Origin of the sequence: Kitasatospora misakiensis (genome assembly GCF_042656005.1) — a bacterium.
In the GTDB taxonomy this organism is placed as follows: domain Bacteria; phylum Actinomycetota; class Actinomycetes; order Streptomycetales; family Streptomycetaceae; genus Kitasatospora; species Kitasatospora misakiensis.
Genome location: NZ_JBHSOF010000093.1, coordinates 1 through 15,628, shown reverse-complemented (window position 1 = coordinate 15,628; position 15,628 = coordinate 1). Strand labels below are relative to the sequence as shown.

18 protein-coding genes are annotated in these 15,628 nt (G+C 74.8%); 11 read left to right on the top strand and 7 right to left on the bottom strand.

Annotated elements, in window-relative coordinates; genetic code table 11:
* Nucleotides 1-96: 96 nt before the first annotated feature.
* On the bottom strand, nucleotides 97-486 hold the full coding sequence (locus tag ACFP3U_RS36020) for a thioredoxin family protein (RefSeq protein WP_380229990.1): 390 nt from the start codon (nucleotides 484-486) through the stop codon (nucleotides 97-99).
* A gap of 147 nt (nucleotides 487-633) precedes the next feature.
* Here ACFP3U_RS36020 and ACFP3U_RS36015 point away from each other — a divergent pair, with 147 nt between their 5' ends.
* Genes ACFP3U_RS36015 through ACFP3U_RS36005 form a run of 3 tightly spaced genes read left to right on the top strand, consistent with a single transcriptional unit; the run spans nucleotide 634 to nucleotide 2,655 of the window.
* On the top strand, nucleotides 634-1,323 hold the full coding sequence (locus ACFP3U_RS36015) for a hypothetical protein (RefSeq protein ID WP_380229989.1): 690 nt from the start codon (nucleotides 634-636) through the stop codon (nucleotides 1,321-1,323).
* A 58-nt stretch (nucleotides 1,324-1,381) separates the two neighbouring features.
* Nucleotides 1,382-1,939: a sigma-70 family RNA polymerase sigma factor gene (locus ACFP3U_RS36010; protein ID WP_380229988.1), complete on the top strand. Its 558-nt coding sequence runs from the start codon at nucleotides 1,382-1,384 to the stop codon at nucleotides 1,937-1,939.
* Entirely contained in the window at nucleotides 1,936-2,655 is a 720-nt protein-coding gene (locus ACFP3U_RS36005) for an anti-sigma factor family protein (RefSeq protein WP_380229987.1), read from the top strand. The genes ACFP3U_RS36010 and ACFP3U_RS36005 overlap by 4 nt, the downstream gene beginning before the upstream one ends.
* A gap of 79 nt (nucleotides 2,656-2,734) precedes the next feature.
* Here ACFP3U_RS36005 and ACFP3U_RS36000 read toward each other — a convergent pair whose 3' ends face one another.
* Nucleotides 2,735-3,274, bottom strand: coding sequence for a DUF1990 family protein (locus ACFP3U_RS36000; RefSeq protein WP_380229992.1), 540 nt, complete (start codon nucleotides 3,272-3,274; stop codon nucleotides 2,735-2,737).
* Nucleotides 3,275-3,288: 14 nt separating this feature from the next.
* A complete protein-coding gene (locus tag ACFP3U_RS35995) occupies nucleotides 3,289-4,158 on the bottom strand; it encodes a YndJ family protein (protein WP_380229986.1) in 870 nt (289 codons plus the stop codon).
* Nucleotides 4,159-4,338: 180 nt separating this feature from the next.
* Between ACFP3U_RS35995 and ACFP3U_RS35990 the strand changes: the two genes are divergently transcribed.
* Both ACFP3U_RS35990 and ACFP3U_RS35985 read left to right on the top strand, forming a co-directional pair.
* Entirely contained in the window at nucleotides 4,339-4,608 is a 270-nt protein-coding gene (locus ACFP3U_RS35990) for a DUF1876 domain-containing protein (RefSeq protein ID WP_380229985.1), read from the top strand.
* Complete coding sequence (locus tag ACFP3U_RS35985; RefSeq protein ID WP_380229984.1) at nucleotides 4,605-4,802, top strand: hypothetical protein; 198 nt, start codon at nucleotides 4,605-4,607, stop codon at nucleotides 4,800-4,802. Before ACFP3U_RS35990 ends, ACFP3U_RS35985 begins: the two co-directional genes overlap by 4 nt.
* Nucleotides 4,803-4,870: 68 nt before the next feature.
* Here the strand turns inward: ACFP3U_RS35985 and ACFP3U_RS35980 are convergent, their stop codons facing one another.
* The 4 genes from ACFP3U_RS35980 to ACFP3U_RS35965 form a co-directional block, all read right to left on the bottom strand.
* Nucleotides 4,871-5,311, bottom strand: coding sequence for a PPOX class F420-dependent oxidoreductase (locus tag ACFP3U_RS35980; RefSeq protein WP_380229983.1), 441 nt, complete (start codon nucleotides 5,309-5,311; stop codon nucleotides 4,871-4,873).
* Nucleotides 5,312-5,629: 318 nt separating this feature from the next.
* The gene (locus ACFP3U_RS35975) at nucleotides 5,630-7,159 is read right to left on the bottom strand and encodes an MFS transporter (protein WP_380229982.1); all 1,530 of its coding nucleotides are present in this window, start codon (nucleotides 7,157-7,159) and stop codon (nucleotides 5,630-5,632) included.
* Between the two features lie 132 nt (nucleotides 7,160-7,291).
* Nucleotides 7,292-7,978: a TetR/AcrR family transcriptional regulator gene (locus tag ACFP3U_RS35970; RefSeq protein WP_380229981.1), complete on the bottom strand. Its 687-nt coding sequence runs from the start codon at nucleotides 7,976-7,978 to the stop codon at nucleotides 7,292-7,294.
* 168 nt (nucleotides 7,979-8,146) lie between these two features.
* Nucleotides 8,147-8,767 carry a GNAT family N-acetyltransferase gene (locus tag ACFP3U_RS35965; RefSeq protein WP_380229980.1) on the bottom strand — a complete coding sequence of 207 codons (621 nt, stop codon included), beginning with the start codon at nucleotides 8,765-8,767 and terminating at the stop codon, nucleotides 8,147-8,149.
* A gap of 162 nt (nucleotides 8,768-8,929) precedes the next feature.
* Between ACFP3U_RS35965 and ACFP3U_RS35960 the strand changes: the two genes are divergently transcribed.
* From ACFP3U_RS35960 to ACFP3U_RS35935, 6 genes are read left to right on the top strand one after another with little or no spacing between them, the layout of a single operon-like run.
* On the top strand, nucleotides 8,930-10,273 hold the full coding sequence (locus ACFP3U_RS35960; RefSeq protein WP_380229979.1) for an ATP-grasp domain-containing protein: 1,344 nt from the start codon (nucleotides 8,930-8,932) through the stop codon (nucleotides 10,271-10,273).
* Complete coding sequence (locus ACFP3U_RS35955) at nucleotides 10,270-11,157, top strand: Rossmann-like domain-containing protein (RefSeq protein ID WP_380229978.1); 888 nt, start codon at nucleotides 10,270-10,272, stop codon at nucleotides 11,155-11,157. The genes ACFP3U_RS35960 and ACFP3U_RS35955 overlap by 4 nt, the downstream gene beginning before the upstream one ends.
* Nucleotides 11,154-12,338 carry a pyridoxal-phosphate dependent enzyme gene (locus ACFP3U_RS35950; RefSeq protein WP_380229977.1) on the top strand — a complete coding sequence of 395 codons (1,185 nt, stop codon included), beginning with the start codon at nucleotides 11,154-11,156 and terminating at the stop codon, nucleotides 12,336-12,338. Before ACFP3U_RS35955 ends, ACFP3U_RS35950 begins: the two co-directional genes overlap by 4 nt.
* Nucleotides 12,335-13,468, top strand: coding sequence for a dipeptide epimerase (locus tag ACFP3U_RS35945; protein ID WP_380229976.1), 1,134 nt, complete (start codon nucleotides 12,335-12,337; stop codon nucleotides 13,466-13,468). Before ACFP3U_RS35950 ends, ACFP3U_RS35945 begins: the two co-directional genes overlap by 4 nt.
* Nucleotides 13,465-14,670 (top strand): MFS transporter, encoded by a 1,206-nt coding sequence (locus ACFP3U_RS35940; RefSeq protein ID WP_380229975.1) that lies wholly within the window; start codon nucleotides 13,465-13,467, stop codon nucleotides 14,668-14,670. The genes ACFP3U_RS35945 and ACFP3U_RS35940 overlap by 4 nt, the downstream gene beginning before the upstream one ends.
* Nucleotides 14,667-15,542 (top strand): class I SAM-dependent methyltransferase, encoded by an 876-nt coding sequence (locus tag ACFP3U_RS35935; protein ID WP_380229974.1) that lies wholly within the window; start codon nucleotides 14,667-14,669, stop codon nucleotides 15,540-15,542. The genes ACFP3U_RS35940 and ACFP3U_RS35935 overlap by 4 nt, the downstream gene beginning before the upstream one ends.
* The last annotated feature ends 86 nt before the right edge of the window (nucleotides 15,543-15,628 follow it).

The following is a 15,628-nucleotide window of genomic DNA, read 5'->3' as shown; positions in this document are numbered from 1 at the left end:
AGCAACAGCTCGACGGGGCGAAATGATCAGGATCCCGAATTCACCAACAGCGTCGTGGTCGAACCACCCCGGGGCCCGCCGTGCGGCGACCGTCCGTCAGGCCTGCGGAGCGCCGTTCTGCTCCGCCGCCACCTGCCGCTTCACCTCGGTCATGTCCAGGTTCCGGGCCTGGCCGATCAGGTCCTCGAACACCGGCTCGGGCAGCGCGCCGGCCTGCGAGAAGACGAGCACGCCCTCGCGGATGATCGCCAGCGTCGGGATCGACTGGATGCCGAAGGCCGCGGCCAGCTCCTGCTGGGCCTCGGTGTCGACCTTGGCGAACACGAGGTCCGGGTGACGCTCGGCAGCCTTCTCGAAGACCGGAGCGAACTGGCGGCACGGGCCGCACCAGCTCGCCCAGAAGTCGATGAAGACGAAGTCCTTGCCGCCCACACCGGGGACGATCTCGTCGAAGTTCTCCTTGGTCAGCTCGACCGTGCTGCTCATGTCGCGATTCCTGCCCTTCCGGTGGTGGCGGTCAAGGCCATGTGCCCCCGACAACGGCTGCTGTCCGCGCGCTATTCCGCGGACCCTACCGCGCGATTCTTCGAACAGACCGGGGCCCCCGTCCGTACCGGAGGGTGTCCGGCACCGATGTGCTCACGCACCGACCCGAGAGCGGTCACCATGCGCAACACCCGCCCTACCGCCAGCCGTACCGACAGCCGCACCACCGGGCCCGACCGGGATTCCGCTCGGGAGCCCGCGCGGCGCTCCGCCCGGCGTCCGGGCCGGCTCGCCGTGCTCGCCGCGGCCGGACTGGCCGTCGGCGCCCTGGTCGCCGGCTGCGGCTCGTCCACCTACGGCGGCTCGTCACCGACGACACCGCCCACGTCCTCGGCACCCTCGGCACCCTCCGCGCCCTCCTCGTCCACCTCGCCCTCCTCCGCCACCCTGCGGACCACCGCCGACCCCCGGCTCGGCACCATCGTCACCGACGGCGCCGGCTTCACCCTCTACCGGTTCGACAAGGACACCGCCGCGCCGCCCACCTCCACCTGCAACGGCGACTGCGCCACGACCTGGCCGCCGGTCCCGGCCGACGGCACCCCGGCCACCGTCAACGGCATCGACGCCAAGCTGGTCGGCGCCGTCACCCGGGCCGACGGCGCCAAGCAGCTCACCCTCGCCGGGTGGCCGCTGTACCGCTACGCGCCCGACCGGAACCCCGGCGACACCAAGGGCCAGGGCGTGAACGGCAGCTGGTTCGCGGTGACCCCCACCGGCGACCGGGCCGCCGCCTCCGCCACCGGGAGCCCCGGCGGCTACGGCCACGGCTACTGAACCGGACCGTTCACCGACGACGTTCGACCCGGAGGCGCGGGTGCGCGAGGATGTGGTGGTGACCCAGGAGCCCCCCGGCGGCGGCCGCCCGGCCGCGCGGGGTGCGCCGGTACCGGACGAGGAGCTGATGCGCGCCCTCTACCAGGAGCACGCCGGGCCGCTGCTGGGCTTCGTGCTCCACCTGGTCGCCGGGGACCGGCAGCGCGCCGAGGACGTGGTGCAGGAGACCCTGCTGCGTGCCTGGCGCAACCTCCACCGGCTCGACCCGGCGGTGCCGTCGCTGCGCCCCTGGCTGGCCACCGTCGCCCGGCGGATCGTCATCGACGGGCACCGCGCCGAGCTCGCCCGACCGCGCGAAGTGGACGCCGCACCGCTGGAGTCGCTGCCCGCCGAGGACGAGTTGGACCGCGCGCTGCGGATGATGACGGTCGCCGACGCCCTCGACGACCTCTCGCCCGCGCACCGCGAGGTGATCGTGGAGACGTACTTCAAGGGGCGCACGGCCGGCGAGGCGGCCGCCGAACTCGGCATCCCCGCGGGCACCGTGCGCTCGCGGCTGTACTACGCGCTGCGCGCGCTCAGGCTCGCGCTGGAGGAACGGGGAGTGACATCGTGACACCGTCCGAACCCGGTCCCGAGCCGGCCGTGCACCTCGACGTCGCCGCCTACGTCCTCGGCGTGCTGGACGGGCCCGAACGCGAGGCCTTCGACGCCCACCTCGCGACCGGCTGCCCGCAGTGCGCCGAACAGCTGGCCGAACTCGCCCCCGTCGGAGGCCTGCTGGCCGAGTACGCGGTCGGTGCCGACCCGGCCGACCCCGTGCCGCGCCCGGACCGGGTGATGCTCGGCCGGCTGGTGGAGGAGGTCCGGGCGAGCCGCCGGCGCGGCCGGGTCCGTCGGCTGGCGCTGGTCGTCGCGGCGGCCGCCGCGGTGCTCGCCGGACCGGCGGTCACCGCCGCCGTGATCACCGCGGACTCCCCGCCCGCCGTGGTCGCCACGGCCGCCGGACACCAGTTCACCGCGGCGGACCCGGTGTCCGGGGCGCACGCCGTGGTCGGCGTCGACGCGGTGCCCTGGGGCAGCAAGATCACCCTCGAACTCTCCGGCGTCCGCGGGCCGTTGACCTGCGACCTGGTCGCCGTCTCCGGGACGGGCGGGCGGCAGACCGTGACCACCTGGAGCGTCCCCGCCGCCGGCTACACCGCCGCCGCCCTCCACACCACCGGCGGCACCGCGTTCCCGCCCGCCACCATCGACCACTTCGAGATCCGCACCCTCGACACCGGCACCCTCCTCCTCACCGTCCCCATCGTCCCCACCGGGACGTCCTGACACTGCCTTGGCCAGGTGCCCGGAGTGGGAAGTCGACGAGGCCGACTTCCCACTCCGCTCCGGCTCCGCCCGCCCGCGTTCACCGGGCGGTGCGGGCGGCACGGGAGGCGATCCGGGTGAGGGCGCGGGCGCACCGGCGGGCGAAGAGCTGCTGGCCGAGGGGGAACAGGGGGCCGGCGAGCCGGGCGTACCAGCGCTGCGGGCGGCTGAAGGCGTTCACGGTGAACCAGACCGCCCCGTCCGGGCCCATCTCCACCACGAAGGTCTCCTCGCCGACCGCGAGATGGCCCCGCCGGGTGCCGTACGTGAAGCCGTGACGGTCGCGATCGCCGCCGTCGTCGGTGCTCCGGACCACCCGGCACGGGGCGGCGGCCCGCAGCGGGCCGAGGCCGATGGCGCACCGGACGGCGACGCCCGGCGCGGCGCGCTCCGCCTCGGCGGTGATCCGGACGCCGGCGGCCCGGTGCATCCGCCAGCCCAGCACGGCCGCCCCGGTGGCGTCCAGGGCGGCGCGGCCGTGGCCGACCAGGGCGCGGTGGCGCAGGTGGTGGTAGCCGGCCGGCAGCGGGGCGTCGAAATCGAAGCTGGCGCCGACCTCGGGGTAGCTGAGGTCGTCCAGCCGCGCGGTGGTGTTCATCGGACGGTCTCCTGGGTGATGGGCGCGAGCCGTCGCCAGGCGAGCAGCGAGCAGAGCGCGAAGCCGAGGGCGTTGCCGACGCCGTGGGTGGCGGCCATCCAGCCGAGGGTGGGGTGGGGGATCCCGGAGGCCTCGCCGAGGGCCCACCAGAGGGCGAGCAGCATGGTGACGGCGAGGACGGCCGCCGAGACGCCGAGCAGGGCGGGCGTACCGGTGAGCCGCCGCCTGCCCGGGTCCACCGCCCCGGCCCGGGTGCGCAGGTCGCGCCAGGTGAGCAGGCCGACCATCCACATACCGGCGGTGAGGACGACGGCGCCGACGAGTTCGGCCCAGTCCCCGACGAAGTAGCCGCCGAGCACCAGCAGCGTCCCGGCCGGGACGCTGAGCGCCGCCCACCGCGCGGCCGGACGGCCGGGGACGGCGCGGCACACCAGTCCGGCGACCAGGGCGGCGGTGAACCCGGCGTAGTGGAAGTGCGGGACGGTGAGGGCGAGGATGTCGAGGTCGAAGCCGAACAGCCGGTACCCGGAGCGCTCGGCGACCAGGGCGAGTCCGGCGACCGACGGCGTGACCAGCGCGGTGAGTACGGCGATCTCGGGCGGTGCGAGGGAGCGGGTGCGGGCCAGGCGGAGCGGGGCGTGCGCGGCGACGGCGAGGGTGCCGAGCGCGTAGAGTACGGCGCTGCCGGTGGCGAGCGGGCCGCGCGGCAGCCAGAGCGAGAGGGCGCCGGGGACTGCGGCGAGCGGCCAGAGGCGGCGCAGCCGGGCGAGCCCGGGCTCGTCGATGAGGGCGAGCCCGAGCGGGATCACCGCGCCCATACCGAGCAGGACCAGCAGGCTCACCAGTTCGGCGGTGCCTCGTCCCATGGCCTCCCACACTCCTTGAACGCGTTCAAACTTCCGCTGCGCGCCGACTCTACGCGCGGGATTGAACGCGTTCAAGTTGCCCCCGGCGGCCCGCTCGCCCGCCTGCCTGGTGTTCCCGCAGGGGGCGGCGCACCCTGGAGGTGTAACCGGACGAGGACCGATCGTCGGAGGTGACCCGCCATGCAGACTCTTGTCGGTTGGCACATCGAGATGGAGTTCCGCGAGGAGGGGGCGCGGACGGCCGCCGCCGCCCTGCTGCGACTGGGGGACGGGACGGAGCTGCGCGCGCACGGCTACACCAGCCGTCACCCGTCCGACCCGGAACAGCTCAGGGTCGGCGAGGAGATCGCGGCCGCCCGGGCGCTCAACGACCTCGCCTCGCAGCTGCTCACCAAGGCCCACGGCGAGATCCAGGAGGTCAGCCCGGTCCCGACCCACCCGCTGTCGTGACGCCCTCGGACGGCACCGCCGGACCGGCCGCCCACCGGTCGCGCATCCCGCTGATCTGCCCGCGGTGCGGCAAGGAGCAGCGGGTGGTGCCGGGCGGTCCTGGCCGGGCGGTCAAGGTGGTGCACGCCGGCAGCGGACAGGAGGCCTGCGAGCCGGACGACCTGGCCCGCGCCCCGGAGAACGGCCCGGCCTGAGCACCCACCTCGCGCGTCCGCCCGACCTGGCGCCCGCCCGACCTGGCACCCACCCGACCGGGGCCGCCTCAGTTCGGGCAGTACGTGGTCGGCACCGGCCACTCCGGCCCGATCAGCCGCTGCTCCCGCTCGTTGAGCGTGATCCGGATGCCGACCGTCCCGGCCAGTCCGAGCCGCATCCGGCTGCGGGCCAGGGCCAGGAAGGCCGTCAGGCCGTACTTGTTGATCAGCGACGCGCGGTAGCGGGCGGTGGCGTCCTCGTCGCAGACCGCGGCCCGGGCCGGGAGCTGGCGCCCGGTCGGGCGGCCGTGCGCGTCGCACGGGCCGACCAGGACCTTGGGGTGGCGGCGGATCCGTTCGGCCTCGCCGGAGTGGGCGGGGGTCCAGATGCCGAGCGCCGTGCCGTCGGCGACCACCCAGCTCTGCGAGTGGACCTGGCGGCCGTCCTCGCCGTAGGTGGTGAGCAGGAGGTACTTGCTGTCGGCCAGCTGGTCGGTACGGTCGTGCACGGTGTCCTCCCTCTCCGGGACCGCCGGTGCTCTCGTGGCGCTCGGTGACGGCGTGCTGCTCGGTGACACGTACTGCTCGGTGACGGCGTACTGCTCGGTGCCGGTGCGGTGCCCGGTGGCCGGTGGAACTCCTCGGCGGTGGGCCCGGTGATCCGGACACCCTCGCCGTACAGCCCACGGGACAGCCTCGCACGCGTCCGGTCAAGTACCCCGGCCGAGCGGGCCACTCCATTGTCGTCCGGGAAACGGCGAGCGGCCCGCCCGGTGTCGTGATGACACCGGACGGGCCGCTCCGCACCGTCGCGTACCCCGCGAGGGTCAGTGCACCAGCACCGGCACCTCGTTGGCGTTCGCCGCACCCGCACCCTCGCCCGCGGCGCCACCGGCGTCCGGGCGCCCGGCGTTGATCAGGACGAAGGCGAGCGAGGCCGCCAGGACCAGGATCCCGAAGGACCACCAGATCGCGGTCGAGAAGCCCTCCACCATGCCCTGGAACTGCACCGCCTTCGCGGCGGCCGGGCTGGTCGCGGCGCCCGCGTGGGCCGCCAGCCAGGTGGTGGTGGCGCTGGCCGCGATGGTGTTCAGCAGCGCGGTGCCGATGGCGCCGCCGACCTGCTGCGAGGTGTTGACCATGGCGGACGCCACGCCGGCGTCGCGCGGCTGGACGCCGTGCGTGGCCAGGCTCATCGCCGGCATGAACGCGGTGCCCATGCCGAGGCCCATCAGGACCAGACCGGGCAGGATCAGCGCCGGGTAGGAGGTGTCCAGGTCGATCTGGGTCAGGAGGAGCATGCCGACCGCGGCGACCAGGAAGCCGGGCGCCATCAGGTACCGCGCCGGGACGCGGGTCATCAGGCGGGCGCCGATCTGGGTCGAACCGGTGATCATGCCCGCCACCATCGGCAGGAAGGCCACGCCGGTCAGGACCGGGCTGTAGTCGAGCACGATCTGCAGGTAGTAGGTCAGGAAGAGGAAGAGACCGAACATGCCGATCACGGCCAGGCCCAGCGACAGGTAGACCCCGCCGCGGTTGCGGTCCAGCACGACGCGCAGCGGCAGCAGCGGCGCCTTGACCTTCTGCTCGACCAGGACGAACGCGCCCAGCAGCACGGCGGCGGCGACGAACAGGCCGATCGTCATGCCCGAGCTCCAGCCGTCCGACTCGGCCCGGGTGAAGCCGTAGACCAGCGCGACCAGGCCGGTGGTGACCAGCACGACACCGGGGACGTCGAGCCGGTTGCGGTTGCGGCCCACGGCGGGCTCGCGGATCACCATCACGGCGCCGACGGCGGCGGCCACGGCGAACGGGATGTTGACGAAGAAGGTCCAGCGCCAGTTCATGTACTCGGTGAGCAGACCGCCGAGGATGAGGCCGATCGCACCGCCACCACCGGCGATCGCGCCGTAGATGCCGAACGCCTTGGCGCGCTCCTTGGCCTCGGTGAACATGACGGCCAGCAGCGAGAGCGCGGCCGGGGCCAGCAGGGCGCCGAAGACACCCTGGAGGGCGCGGGCGCCGAGCAGCATCGCGGTGTTGGCGGCGGCGCCGCCCAGGGCGGAGGCCAGCGCGAAGCCGGTCAGACCGACCACGAAGGTGCGCTTGCGCCCCCACAGGTCGGCCACCCGCCCGCCGAACAGCAGCAGTCCGCCGAAGGCCAGCGCGTACGCGGTGATCACCCACTGGCGGTTGCCGTCGGTGATGCCGAGGTCCTTCTGGGCGGACGGCAGCGCGATGTTCACGATGGTGGCGTCGAGGACGACCATCAGCTGCGCGAGGCCGATGAATATCAGGGCCTTCCAGCGCCTCGGATCAGGCTGGGCGGCGGGCAGGGCGTCGGTTTTTGGCATGGGGGTACTCACTTCACGGTGCGAGTTGTGCGGAAACGTACGGAGAGGTGCGGAAAGCGGAAGGTCGAACAGACAGCAGGTCAATCAGGGCAAGAGGGGAGGAGCAGGCGGCAGGCCGATCGACCCGAGGGGTCAGTGGTCGCCGTGGAAGTCCTCGAAGGTCGCGGCCCGGCCGGGCAGTGTCGAACGGGCGGGCGCCCGCATACCGTCCAGGAACAGTTGCAGGTGCCGGTGGACGAATCCCTCCAGGACGTGGCACGAGGTGCCCGGCAGCGGGCGGGTGAGCTGGCCGAGGGCGATGAAGAGGTCACCGTGGGCGACGTCCGGACGGATCTCGCCCGCCGCCTTCGCCCGGTCCAGCAGATCGCCGACGACCAGCATCAGGCGCTCGCGTGCCTCCGCCAGGTCGGGATCGTGCAGGTCGACCTGGTTGGTGAGCAGCGGGCAGATCGCGCCGACCTTCTCGTCGACCGTCTCGTGGGCGAACCGCTCCAGGGCGTCGAACGGGCCTGCGGCCTCGACGGCCGCCCGCTCGGCGATCGCCACGATGCGGTTCTTGACGAGCAGCGCCACCTCGCGGATCAGCGCCGCCCTGGTGGGGAAGTTCCGGTAGAGCGTAGCGTTTCCGACGCCCGCCCGCTTCGCGATTTCGTCCAGCGGCGCCTCGGCGCCGTGCTCGACGAACGCGTCCCGGGCCGCCAGCACGATCCGCTCACGGTTGCGGGTCGCGTCCGCACGCAGTCGGGGCGTGCGGACCGGCCCCGCGGTGGGGATCGGCCGGGTGGCGGCGGTGGTCACGACTGTGCTCCTCCCGAGCATAAAAGTTCCGGGGAGAAACTCCCCGCTTAGTCCTACGAAGGGCTAAACGGGGAATCGCTCCCCGGAAATTTCGCACTCGTCTGTGACCTGCGTCACATCACAGTCTGTGGGTCGGGCGTTCCGGTACCGTGACCGCCGGTCCGCCCGTTGTGGGCTGTCCGCTGCGGGCTATCGACCCGCGCTCCCGGCCAGGCCCGAGGTCCACGAGTCGGCGTGCGCGTCGGCCGGCGGGGTGGTCCGGGCCGGCCGGTGCAGCGGGATCTCGAAGTGGACGGTGGCCACGCCGGGGCCGTGCTCGCCGGACGGCCGGGCGTCGTGGACCTCCTCGGCGAGGCTGCGCCAGAACGGCTCGGCGCCGGGAACGTCCGCGTTGGTGTGCAGGTAGAGCCGCTGGTAGCCGCCCTCCGCGGCGGCGAACGCGCAGGCGCGGCGGACGAGTTCGCGGGCCAGGCCGTGCCGCCGGTGCTCCGCCCGGACGTACACCCGGACCAACTGCGCGGTCGTCCCGGACGGGAAGCGCTCGGCGAGCTCGCGCGGGTGCGGGGGGTGGGCCGGGCCGGTGGAGTGCAGGGCGGTGGTGGCGACCACCTCCTCGGCGTGGACGGCGACCAGCAGGGCGTGCCGGGGGTGCTCCAGGTAGTGCCCCTGGAGGTCGACGACGTCCGCGTGCCACTCGGGCACATAGCCGTAGCCGAACTCGCGGTAGAAGGTGTCGAGGATCAACCGGCGCGCTCCGGGCAGGTCTTGCGGCAGGGCATGGCGGATGGCATAAGGGAATTGACGCTGCATCAGATCGCTCCGGCGGGGGTGGGGCGAGGCGGGTGGTGGTGAGCGTACATGAAAACCACTTTCATCTGACGTGTCAACGGAAGTGCGGTCCGGCGTGTTGAAAATGAAAACGAATCCCGTTACGGTCCTGCCTGTCCGCCGAATCCGTCGAAGGGGAGAGTCGTGGCGCATCTGCTGGTGATCGAGAGCTGGGTCGGCTCCATGAGCAGGTTGCTGCCACGGGCGCTGGGGGAGGGCGGCCACCGCTTCACCTTCCTCACCCGCGACCTGCACCACTACCTGCGCGCCGCCCCCGCCGACGGCCCGCACCCGCTGCTCGCCGCGGAGAACATCCTCACCGTCGACACCAACGACCCGGCCGTGCTGCTTCCCTACGCCGAACGGCTGCACGCGGTGCTCGGCTTCGACGGCGTGCTCTCCTCCTGCGACTACTACCTCCCCCAGGTCGCCCGGGTGGCCCGCCGGCTCGGCCTGCCCGGGGCCGACCCCGAGGCCGTCGCCGCCGCCTGCCGCAAGGACCTCACCCGCCGCGTGCTGGCCGAGGCGGGCGTCCCCGGGCCCGCGTACGCGCTCTGCGAGGACCAGGAGCAGGCCCGGGCCGCGGCGCGGGTGATCGGCTACCCCCTGGTCGTCAAGCCGGTCGACCTGTGTGCCGGGATGTTCGTCCGCGAGGTCGTCGACGAGACCGAACTCCTGGCCGCGGTACGGGCGCTGGACGCCTTCCCGGTCAACGCGCGCGGTCAGCACCGGGAGCCCGCCGTACTCCTGGAGGAGCTGCTCGCCGGGCCCGAGGTCAGCGTCGAGACGGTCTCGGCGGGCGGTGCGGCGCACGTCGTCGGGATCACCGACAAGAGCATCGGCGGGGCGCCCGCGTTCGTCGAGACCGGGCACATGTTCCCGGCCGCCCTGGACCCGGCCGAGGCCGTGGCCGCCGCCGACACCGCCCTCGCCGCGCTGGCCGCGCTCGGGCTGGACCACGTCGTCGCGCACACCGAGATCAAGCTGACCCCGGCCGGGCCCCGCGTGGTGGAGGTCAACCCGCGCCCGGCCGGGAACCGGATCACCGAGCTGGTCCGGCGGGTCACCGGGGTCGACCTGGCGGCGGCAGCCGTCGACGTCGCCCTCGGCCGCCGGCCCGACCTGGCCGTCCGCCCGACGGGGGTCACCAGCGCCGCGATCGCCTTCCTCGTCCCCGAGGGGGAGCAGGCCGGGCTGCTGGACGGTTTCGACGGGGCGGACGCGGTGCGGCGCGATCCGGCGGTGGTCGAACTCGCCCTCGCCGGGGCGGGCCGCGAGGTGCGGGCCGCGACCAGCAACAACGAGTACCTCGGGCACGTCATGACCGCCGACACGGGCGGGGCCGGGGCGCGCTGTACGGCCGAGCGGCTGCTCGCCGGGCTCACCCCGCGCCTCACGGCGGCCGAGCCTGCTGTCGAGCCCGCGATCGTGCCTGTTGCCGAGCCGGCGACCGCACCCGCCGCCGAGCCGGCGGCGGTGCCCGCATGAGCGCCTCCGTCGACACCGGCACTTCTTCCATCACCACCCCGAGCGCCGGGGCCGCCGCCCGCCCCGTGCTCGACCTGATCACCGGGCGGGCCCGTACGGGGGCGTACGGGCCCGACCCGGCCTCCCAGCGGATCGCGCTCGCCTTCACCACCGCCCAGGCCGTGCGGCACACCGGCCGGTCCCAGGGCTACCGCAACGAGGTGCTCAGCCTCCGGCTGGGCGCCGCCGTCGGCTCCTGCGCCGTCGAGCCGGGCGAACTTCCCGCCGACACGCTCACCGACTGTGTCGGCGCCACCGTCGACGAGTTGCTCGACCACCCGCGCGCCGCCGTCCGGGTCGCCGCGCTCGACGCCTACCTCGGCTACTGCCGTCCGCACGGACCGGCCGAGGGCGCCCGGCCGGTCGCCCTGCCGGCGGGCTCCTCGCTGGCGAAGTCCCGGGCCCGCGCCGCCGCCGTGGTGCGGCTGCTGCCGCTCGCCGAAGTCCGCCGGGTGCTGGTCGTCGGCGTCGTCAACTCGCTGCTGGAGCAGCTCCGTTCGCACGGTGTCGAGTACGTCCCGGGCGACCTCAAGGGCGGTACCACCGAGTGGGGCGAGCCGGTCCGCACCGACGTTCTCGCCCACCTCGACGACTGCGACGCGATCCTCGCCTCCGGCATGACCCTGGGCAACGGCTCGCTCGACCCGCTGCTCGCCCACGCCCGCGCCACCGGCAAGCCCCTGGCGCTGTTCGCCCAGACCGGCAGCGCCGTGCTGCCCCGACTGCTCGGCGACGGGGTGACCGCCGTCAGCGCCGAGCCCTACCCCTTCTTCTGGCTCGACGGCGGCCCCACCGTCCTCCACCTCTACGGCGGTCACCAGGGCCACGGGGGTGCGGCGCGATGACCGCCCTGCTCGACTCCGGTGCGGCGCTGGGCAATCCGGGCCTGCTGCCGCTGCTCGGCCGCACCCCGCTGGCCCGGATCACCACCCCGCTGCCGCACCCGCACCCCGGCTTCTGGGCCAAACTGGAGGGCCTGGGCGCGGGCGGTATGAAGGCCCGCTCCGCCGTCGCCATGCTGCGCGGCGCCCACGCGCGCGGCGAACTGCGGCCCGGTGCCACGGTGGTGGAGTCCACCTCGGGCACCATGGGCGTCGGCCTGGCCTTCGCCGGGCAGGCCCTCGGCCACCCGGTCGTCCTGGTCGGTGACAACGAACTCGAACCGTCCATGCGGCAGTTGCTGCGCGCGTACGGCGCCCGGCTGGAACTGGTCGAGCAGCCCGCCCGGCACGGCGGCTGGCAGGCCGCCCGGATCGCCCGACTGCGCGCGGTGCTCGACGGCCTGCCCGACGCCTACTGGCCCGACCAGTACAACAACCCCGACAACGCGGCCGGTTACCGGGCGATGGCCCAGGAGATCACCGCCGAACTCGACCACCTCGACGTGCTGGTCTGCAGCGTCGGCACCGGCGGGCACAGCTCCGGGCTCGCCGAGGCGCTGCGCCGCCGCTGGCCCCGGCTGCGGATCATCGGCGTCGACTCGGTCGGCTCCACCATCTTCGGCCAGCCGGCCCGGCCCCGGCTGATGCGCGGCCTGGGCAGCTCGATCCACCCGCGCAACGTCGCCCACCAGGCCTTCGACGAGGTGCACTGGGTCGGTCCGGCGGAGGCGGTCGTCGCCTGCCGGCGGCTGGCCCGGGGCGCCTTCGTCAGCGGTGGCTGGTCCACCGGTGCGGTCGCCCTGGTCGCCGCCTGGGCGGCCCGGGTCCACCCGGGCGCCGCCGTCGCCACCGTCTTCCCCGACGGCCCGCACCGCTACCTCGGCACGGTGTACGACGACGCGTTCTGCCACCGGCACGGCCTGGACGCCGAGCGGGCCGCGCCGCGCCCGATCGAGATCCCGCACCCGGCGGCTGTCGAGGTCACCGGCTGGGCCCGCTGCCGCACCGGCCGGACGGCACCCGCCGATCCCGCCGCCACGGTCCCGGCCGCGGCCGTCCCATCAACCGCCGTCCCGCCTGCCGCCATCCCAGCTGCCACCGTCCCGCCCGCCGCCGGACCCGCCCGCATCGAGGAGGACCGATGAGGCTCGACGTCCGCACGGTACGGCTGCGCCTGGCCACACCGCTGCGCATCTCCCGCTCGGTGACCACCGAGCGGGATGCCGTCCAACTCGCCCTCTCCCACGGCGGGTTGACCGGCCACGGCGAGGTGGTCAGCAGTGTCTTCCTGGGCCTGCCCACCGACCGGATCCTGAGCGAACTCGGCACCCTGCGGCCCGCGTTGGAGCGCTACCCGGACCCGGAGCAGGCGCTCGCCGAACTCCGTTCCGGCGCGGCCCCGTTCACGCCCCCGCGGACCGGGTCGCCAGTCAGCACCCCGACGTGGCTGCCGGCCGGTGTGCTGGCCGCCGTCGAGGCCGCCCTGCTCGACCTGGTCGGCAAACGGGCCGGCGAACCCGTCCACCGGCTCCTCGGCCGGGCCGAACCGGTCGCCGCCGCCACCGCCCGCACCATCGGCATCGAACCGCCCGCCCGCGCCGCCGTCCAGGCCGCCCGGCTCGCCGACGCCGGGTTCACCGTGCTCAAGATCAAGGCCGGTGCCGCCGACCCGGGCCTCGACCTGGCCCGCGTCCAGGCCGTCCGCGAGGCCGCCCCCGGGGCCCGGCTGCTGCTCGACCCCAACGGCGCGTGGACCCCGGCGGAGGCCCTCCGGCTGCTGCCCGCCTTCGCCGCCACCGGCGTCGAGGCCGTCGAGCAGCCGATCGCCCCGGGCGACCCCGACGCGCTCGCCGCCGTCGCCGAACGCTCGCCGATCCCGGTGATCGCCGACGAGGACGCCGTCGACCACGAGGACGCCTGCCGGCTCGCCGGGCGGGTGCACGGCGTCAACCTCAAGCTCGCCAAGTGCGGCGGTGTCCACCAGGTGCTGCGCATCGCCGAGGCCCTGCGCGGCAGCGGCACCGAGCTGATGCTCGGCTGCCTGGCGGCCAGTTCGCTCGGCATCGCGCCCGCCGTCCACCTCGCCGACCGGGCCCGCTGGCTCGACCTCGACGGCCACCTGCTGCTCGCCCACGACCCCTGGTGGGGCATCGGCGGCGCCGACGGCACCGTCCGCACCCCGGACCGGGCCGGCCTCGGCGTCCTGCCCGCCCCCGAGCAGCCGGGCACGGTCCCCGAAGCCCGACCGACGGCCAGACCGGCGGCCGGCCGGTGAGGATACTGCGCGCCGTACGGACCTTCCCGCTGCCCGTACGGCTGCTGCTGGTCAACCAGCTCGGCGTCAACACCGGTTTCTACCTGCTGATCCCCTACCTGGCCGGGCACCTCGGCCACGACCTGGGCCTGTCCGCGCTCGCCGTCGGCACCGTGCTCGGGCTGCGCAACCTCAGCCAGCAGGGCCTGTTCATCCTCGGCGGCTCGGCCGCCGACCGGCTCGGCGCGCGCCGGGTCATCATCGCCGGGTGCGGGCTGCGCAGCATCGGCTTCGGCCTGTTCGCGCTCGGCGACACCCTCGGCATCCTGCTCGCCGCCTCCGCCCTCAGCGGGCTGGCGGGCGCGCTGTTCAACCCGGCCGTGCGCACCTACGTCGCGCACGAGGCGGCCGACCGCAAGGCCGAGGCGTTCGCGCTGTTCTCGGTGTTCGCCACCACGGGCGCGCTGGCCGGGCCGCTGATCGGCACCGTCCTGCTGCTGGTCGACTTCCGCGCCGCCGCGCTCGCCGCCGCCGGCCTCTTCGCCGTGCTCACCGTCGCCCAGGCCTTCGCCCTGCCCGAACGCGCCGTCGCCCCGGCGCCGCGCGGGGTGCTCGCCGACTGGCGCGAGGTGGCCGGTGACCGGCGGTTCCTGGCCTTCTCGCTGGGCATGGTCGGACTCTTCGGCATGGAGAGCCAGCTCTACCTGCTGCTGCCGGACGCCGCCCGCCGCGCCACCGGCTGGGAGGGCGCCGTCGGCCTGGTCTTCCTGACCGCCACCCTCGCCAACCTGACCCTGCAACTGCGCATCACCACCCGGCTGCAGCGGCACGGCCCGCCCTCCCGGTGGATCCCGCTCGGCCTCGCCGTCGCCGCCACCGGATTCCTGCTGCCGCTCGCCGCCCCCGGCCTGCCCGGCGTGCTCGGCGGCGTCCTGCTGCTCCAGCTCGGGCTGATGACCGCGCAGCCGTTCGTCCTCGCGCTCATCCCCGCGTTCGGCCGCGAGGGCCTCACCGGCACCTACTACGGCCTGTACTACGTGGTCTCCGGCTTCGCCGCCGCGCTCGGCAACACCCTCGTCGGCCGGGCCATGGACAGCACCGCCACCGCGCCCTGGCTGCTCTGCGCCGGCCTCGGCCTCGGCTCCGCCACCGCGCTCACCCGGCTGCACCGCGCCGGACGGCTCCCCACCCCCGCCCGCCCCCTCCCCAGCGAGGCCCGATGAACCCCCGCCCGCCGTCGCCGCCCCCGCAGTCGCCGCCCCCGACCACACCGCCCCCGGCCGCCGACGCCCACCGGAACCTGCTCACCGACCGCCCCGAGCTCTACGAACTCCGCTTCCCCGACCCGGAGTCCACCGCCGCCCGGTGGGCCGAGGCGATGCTGCGCGCCCACGGCGCCGGCTCGGACGTGCTCGACCTCGGGTGCGGCACCGGCCGCGACGCGGGCTGGCTGCACCGGGTCGCCGGGCGCACCGTCACCGGCGTGGACAGCTCCGAGGCGATGATCGCCCACGCCCGGACCCGCCACCCCGGGCCCGCCTACCACGTCGGCGACATGCGGGACTTCACCCTCCCCGGGCGCTTCGACGCGGTGCTCTGCCTGGACAGCGCGCTGCTCCACTGCCGGACCAACGAGGACCTCGACGCCCTGTTCGGCCGGATCCGCAGCCATCTGCGCCCCGGCGGCCTGCTGGTGGCCGAGATGCGCAACGGCGCCTTCTTCCTCGGCCGCACCGAACTCCTCGACGCGCCGCGGCTGGACAGCGTCACCCACGACGGCGTCACGCTCACCTCGCGCACCGTCCTGTGGATCGACCACGCCGCCCAGCTCCTGCGCCGCACCCGCACCTGGACCTCGACCGGCGAGGACGGCGCCCCGCCGGTCGAGCAGCACTCCGCCTGGCGGCTGCTCTTCCCCCAGGAGCTGCGCCATCTGCTCGCCCACCACGGCTTCACCACCCTCACCCTCCACGACCGGCCCGGACCGCGCACCGAGCCGCCCTGGACGGACGGCGACCGCCCCGCCGACACCGCCGACGGCGACCGCCTCCACCTGGTCGCCCGGCTCGAAGCCCGTGCCCGAAAGAGAAGGTGACCCCGATGTCCCGTCCGCTCGCCCGCCGCACCCTGCTCACCGCCTCCGTCGCCTCGGCCGCCGGTGCGGCCCTGGCCCTGGCCGCC

Coding starts and splice junctions, on each gene's coding strand:
- ACFP3U_RS36020 (WP_380229990.1), bottom strand. CDS start 486: ATGAGCAGCACGGTCGAGCTGACCAAGGAGAACTTCGACGAGATCGTC.
- ACFP3U_RS36015 (WP_380229989.1), top strand. CDS start 634: ATGTGCTCACGCACCGACCCGAGAGCGGTCACCATGCGCAACACCCGC.
- ACFP3U_RS35995 (WP_380229986.1), bottom strand. CDS start 4,158: ATGGGACGAGGCACCGCCGAACTGGTGAGCCTGCTGGTCCTGCTCGGT.
- ACFP3U_RS35990 (WP_380229985.1), top strand. CDS start 4,339: ATGCAGACTCTTGTCGGTTGGCACATCGAGATGGAGTTCCGCGAGGAG.
- ACFP3U_RS35975 (WP_380229982.1), bottom strand. CDS start 7,159: ATGCCAAAAACCGACGCCCTGCCCGCCGCCCAGCCTGATCCGAGGCGC.
- ACFP3U_RS35970 (WP_380229981.1), bottom strand. CDS start 7,978: ATGCTCGGGAGGAGCACAGTCGTGACCACCGCCGCCACCCGGCCGATC.
- ACFP3U_RS35965 (WP_380229980.1), bottom strand. CDS start 8,767: ATGCAGCGTCAATTCCCTTATGCCATCCGCCATGCCCTGCCGCAAGAC.
- ACFP3U_RS35955 (WP_380229978.1), top strand. CDS start 10,270: ATGAGCGCCTCCGTCGACACCGGCACTTCTTCCATCACCACCCCGAGC.
- ACFP3U_RS35950 (WP_380229977.1), top strand. CDS start 11,154: ATGACCGCCCTGCTCGACTCCGGTGCGGCGCTGGGCAATCCGGGCCTG.
- ACFP3U_RS35945 (WP_380229976.1), top strand. CDS start 12,335: ATGAGGCTCGACGTCCGCACGGTACGGCTGCGCCTGGCCACACCGCTG.
- ACFP3U_RS35935 (WP_380229974.1), top strand. CDS start 14,667: ATGAACCCCCGCCCGCCGTCGCCGCCCCCGCAGTCGCCGCCCCCGACC.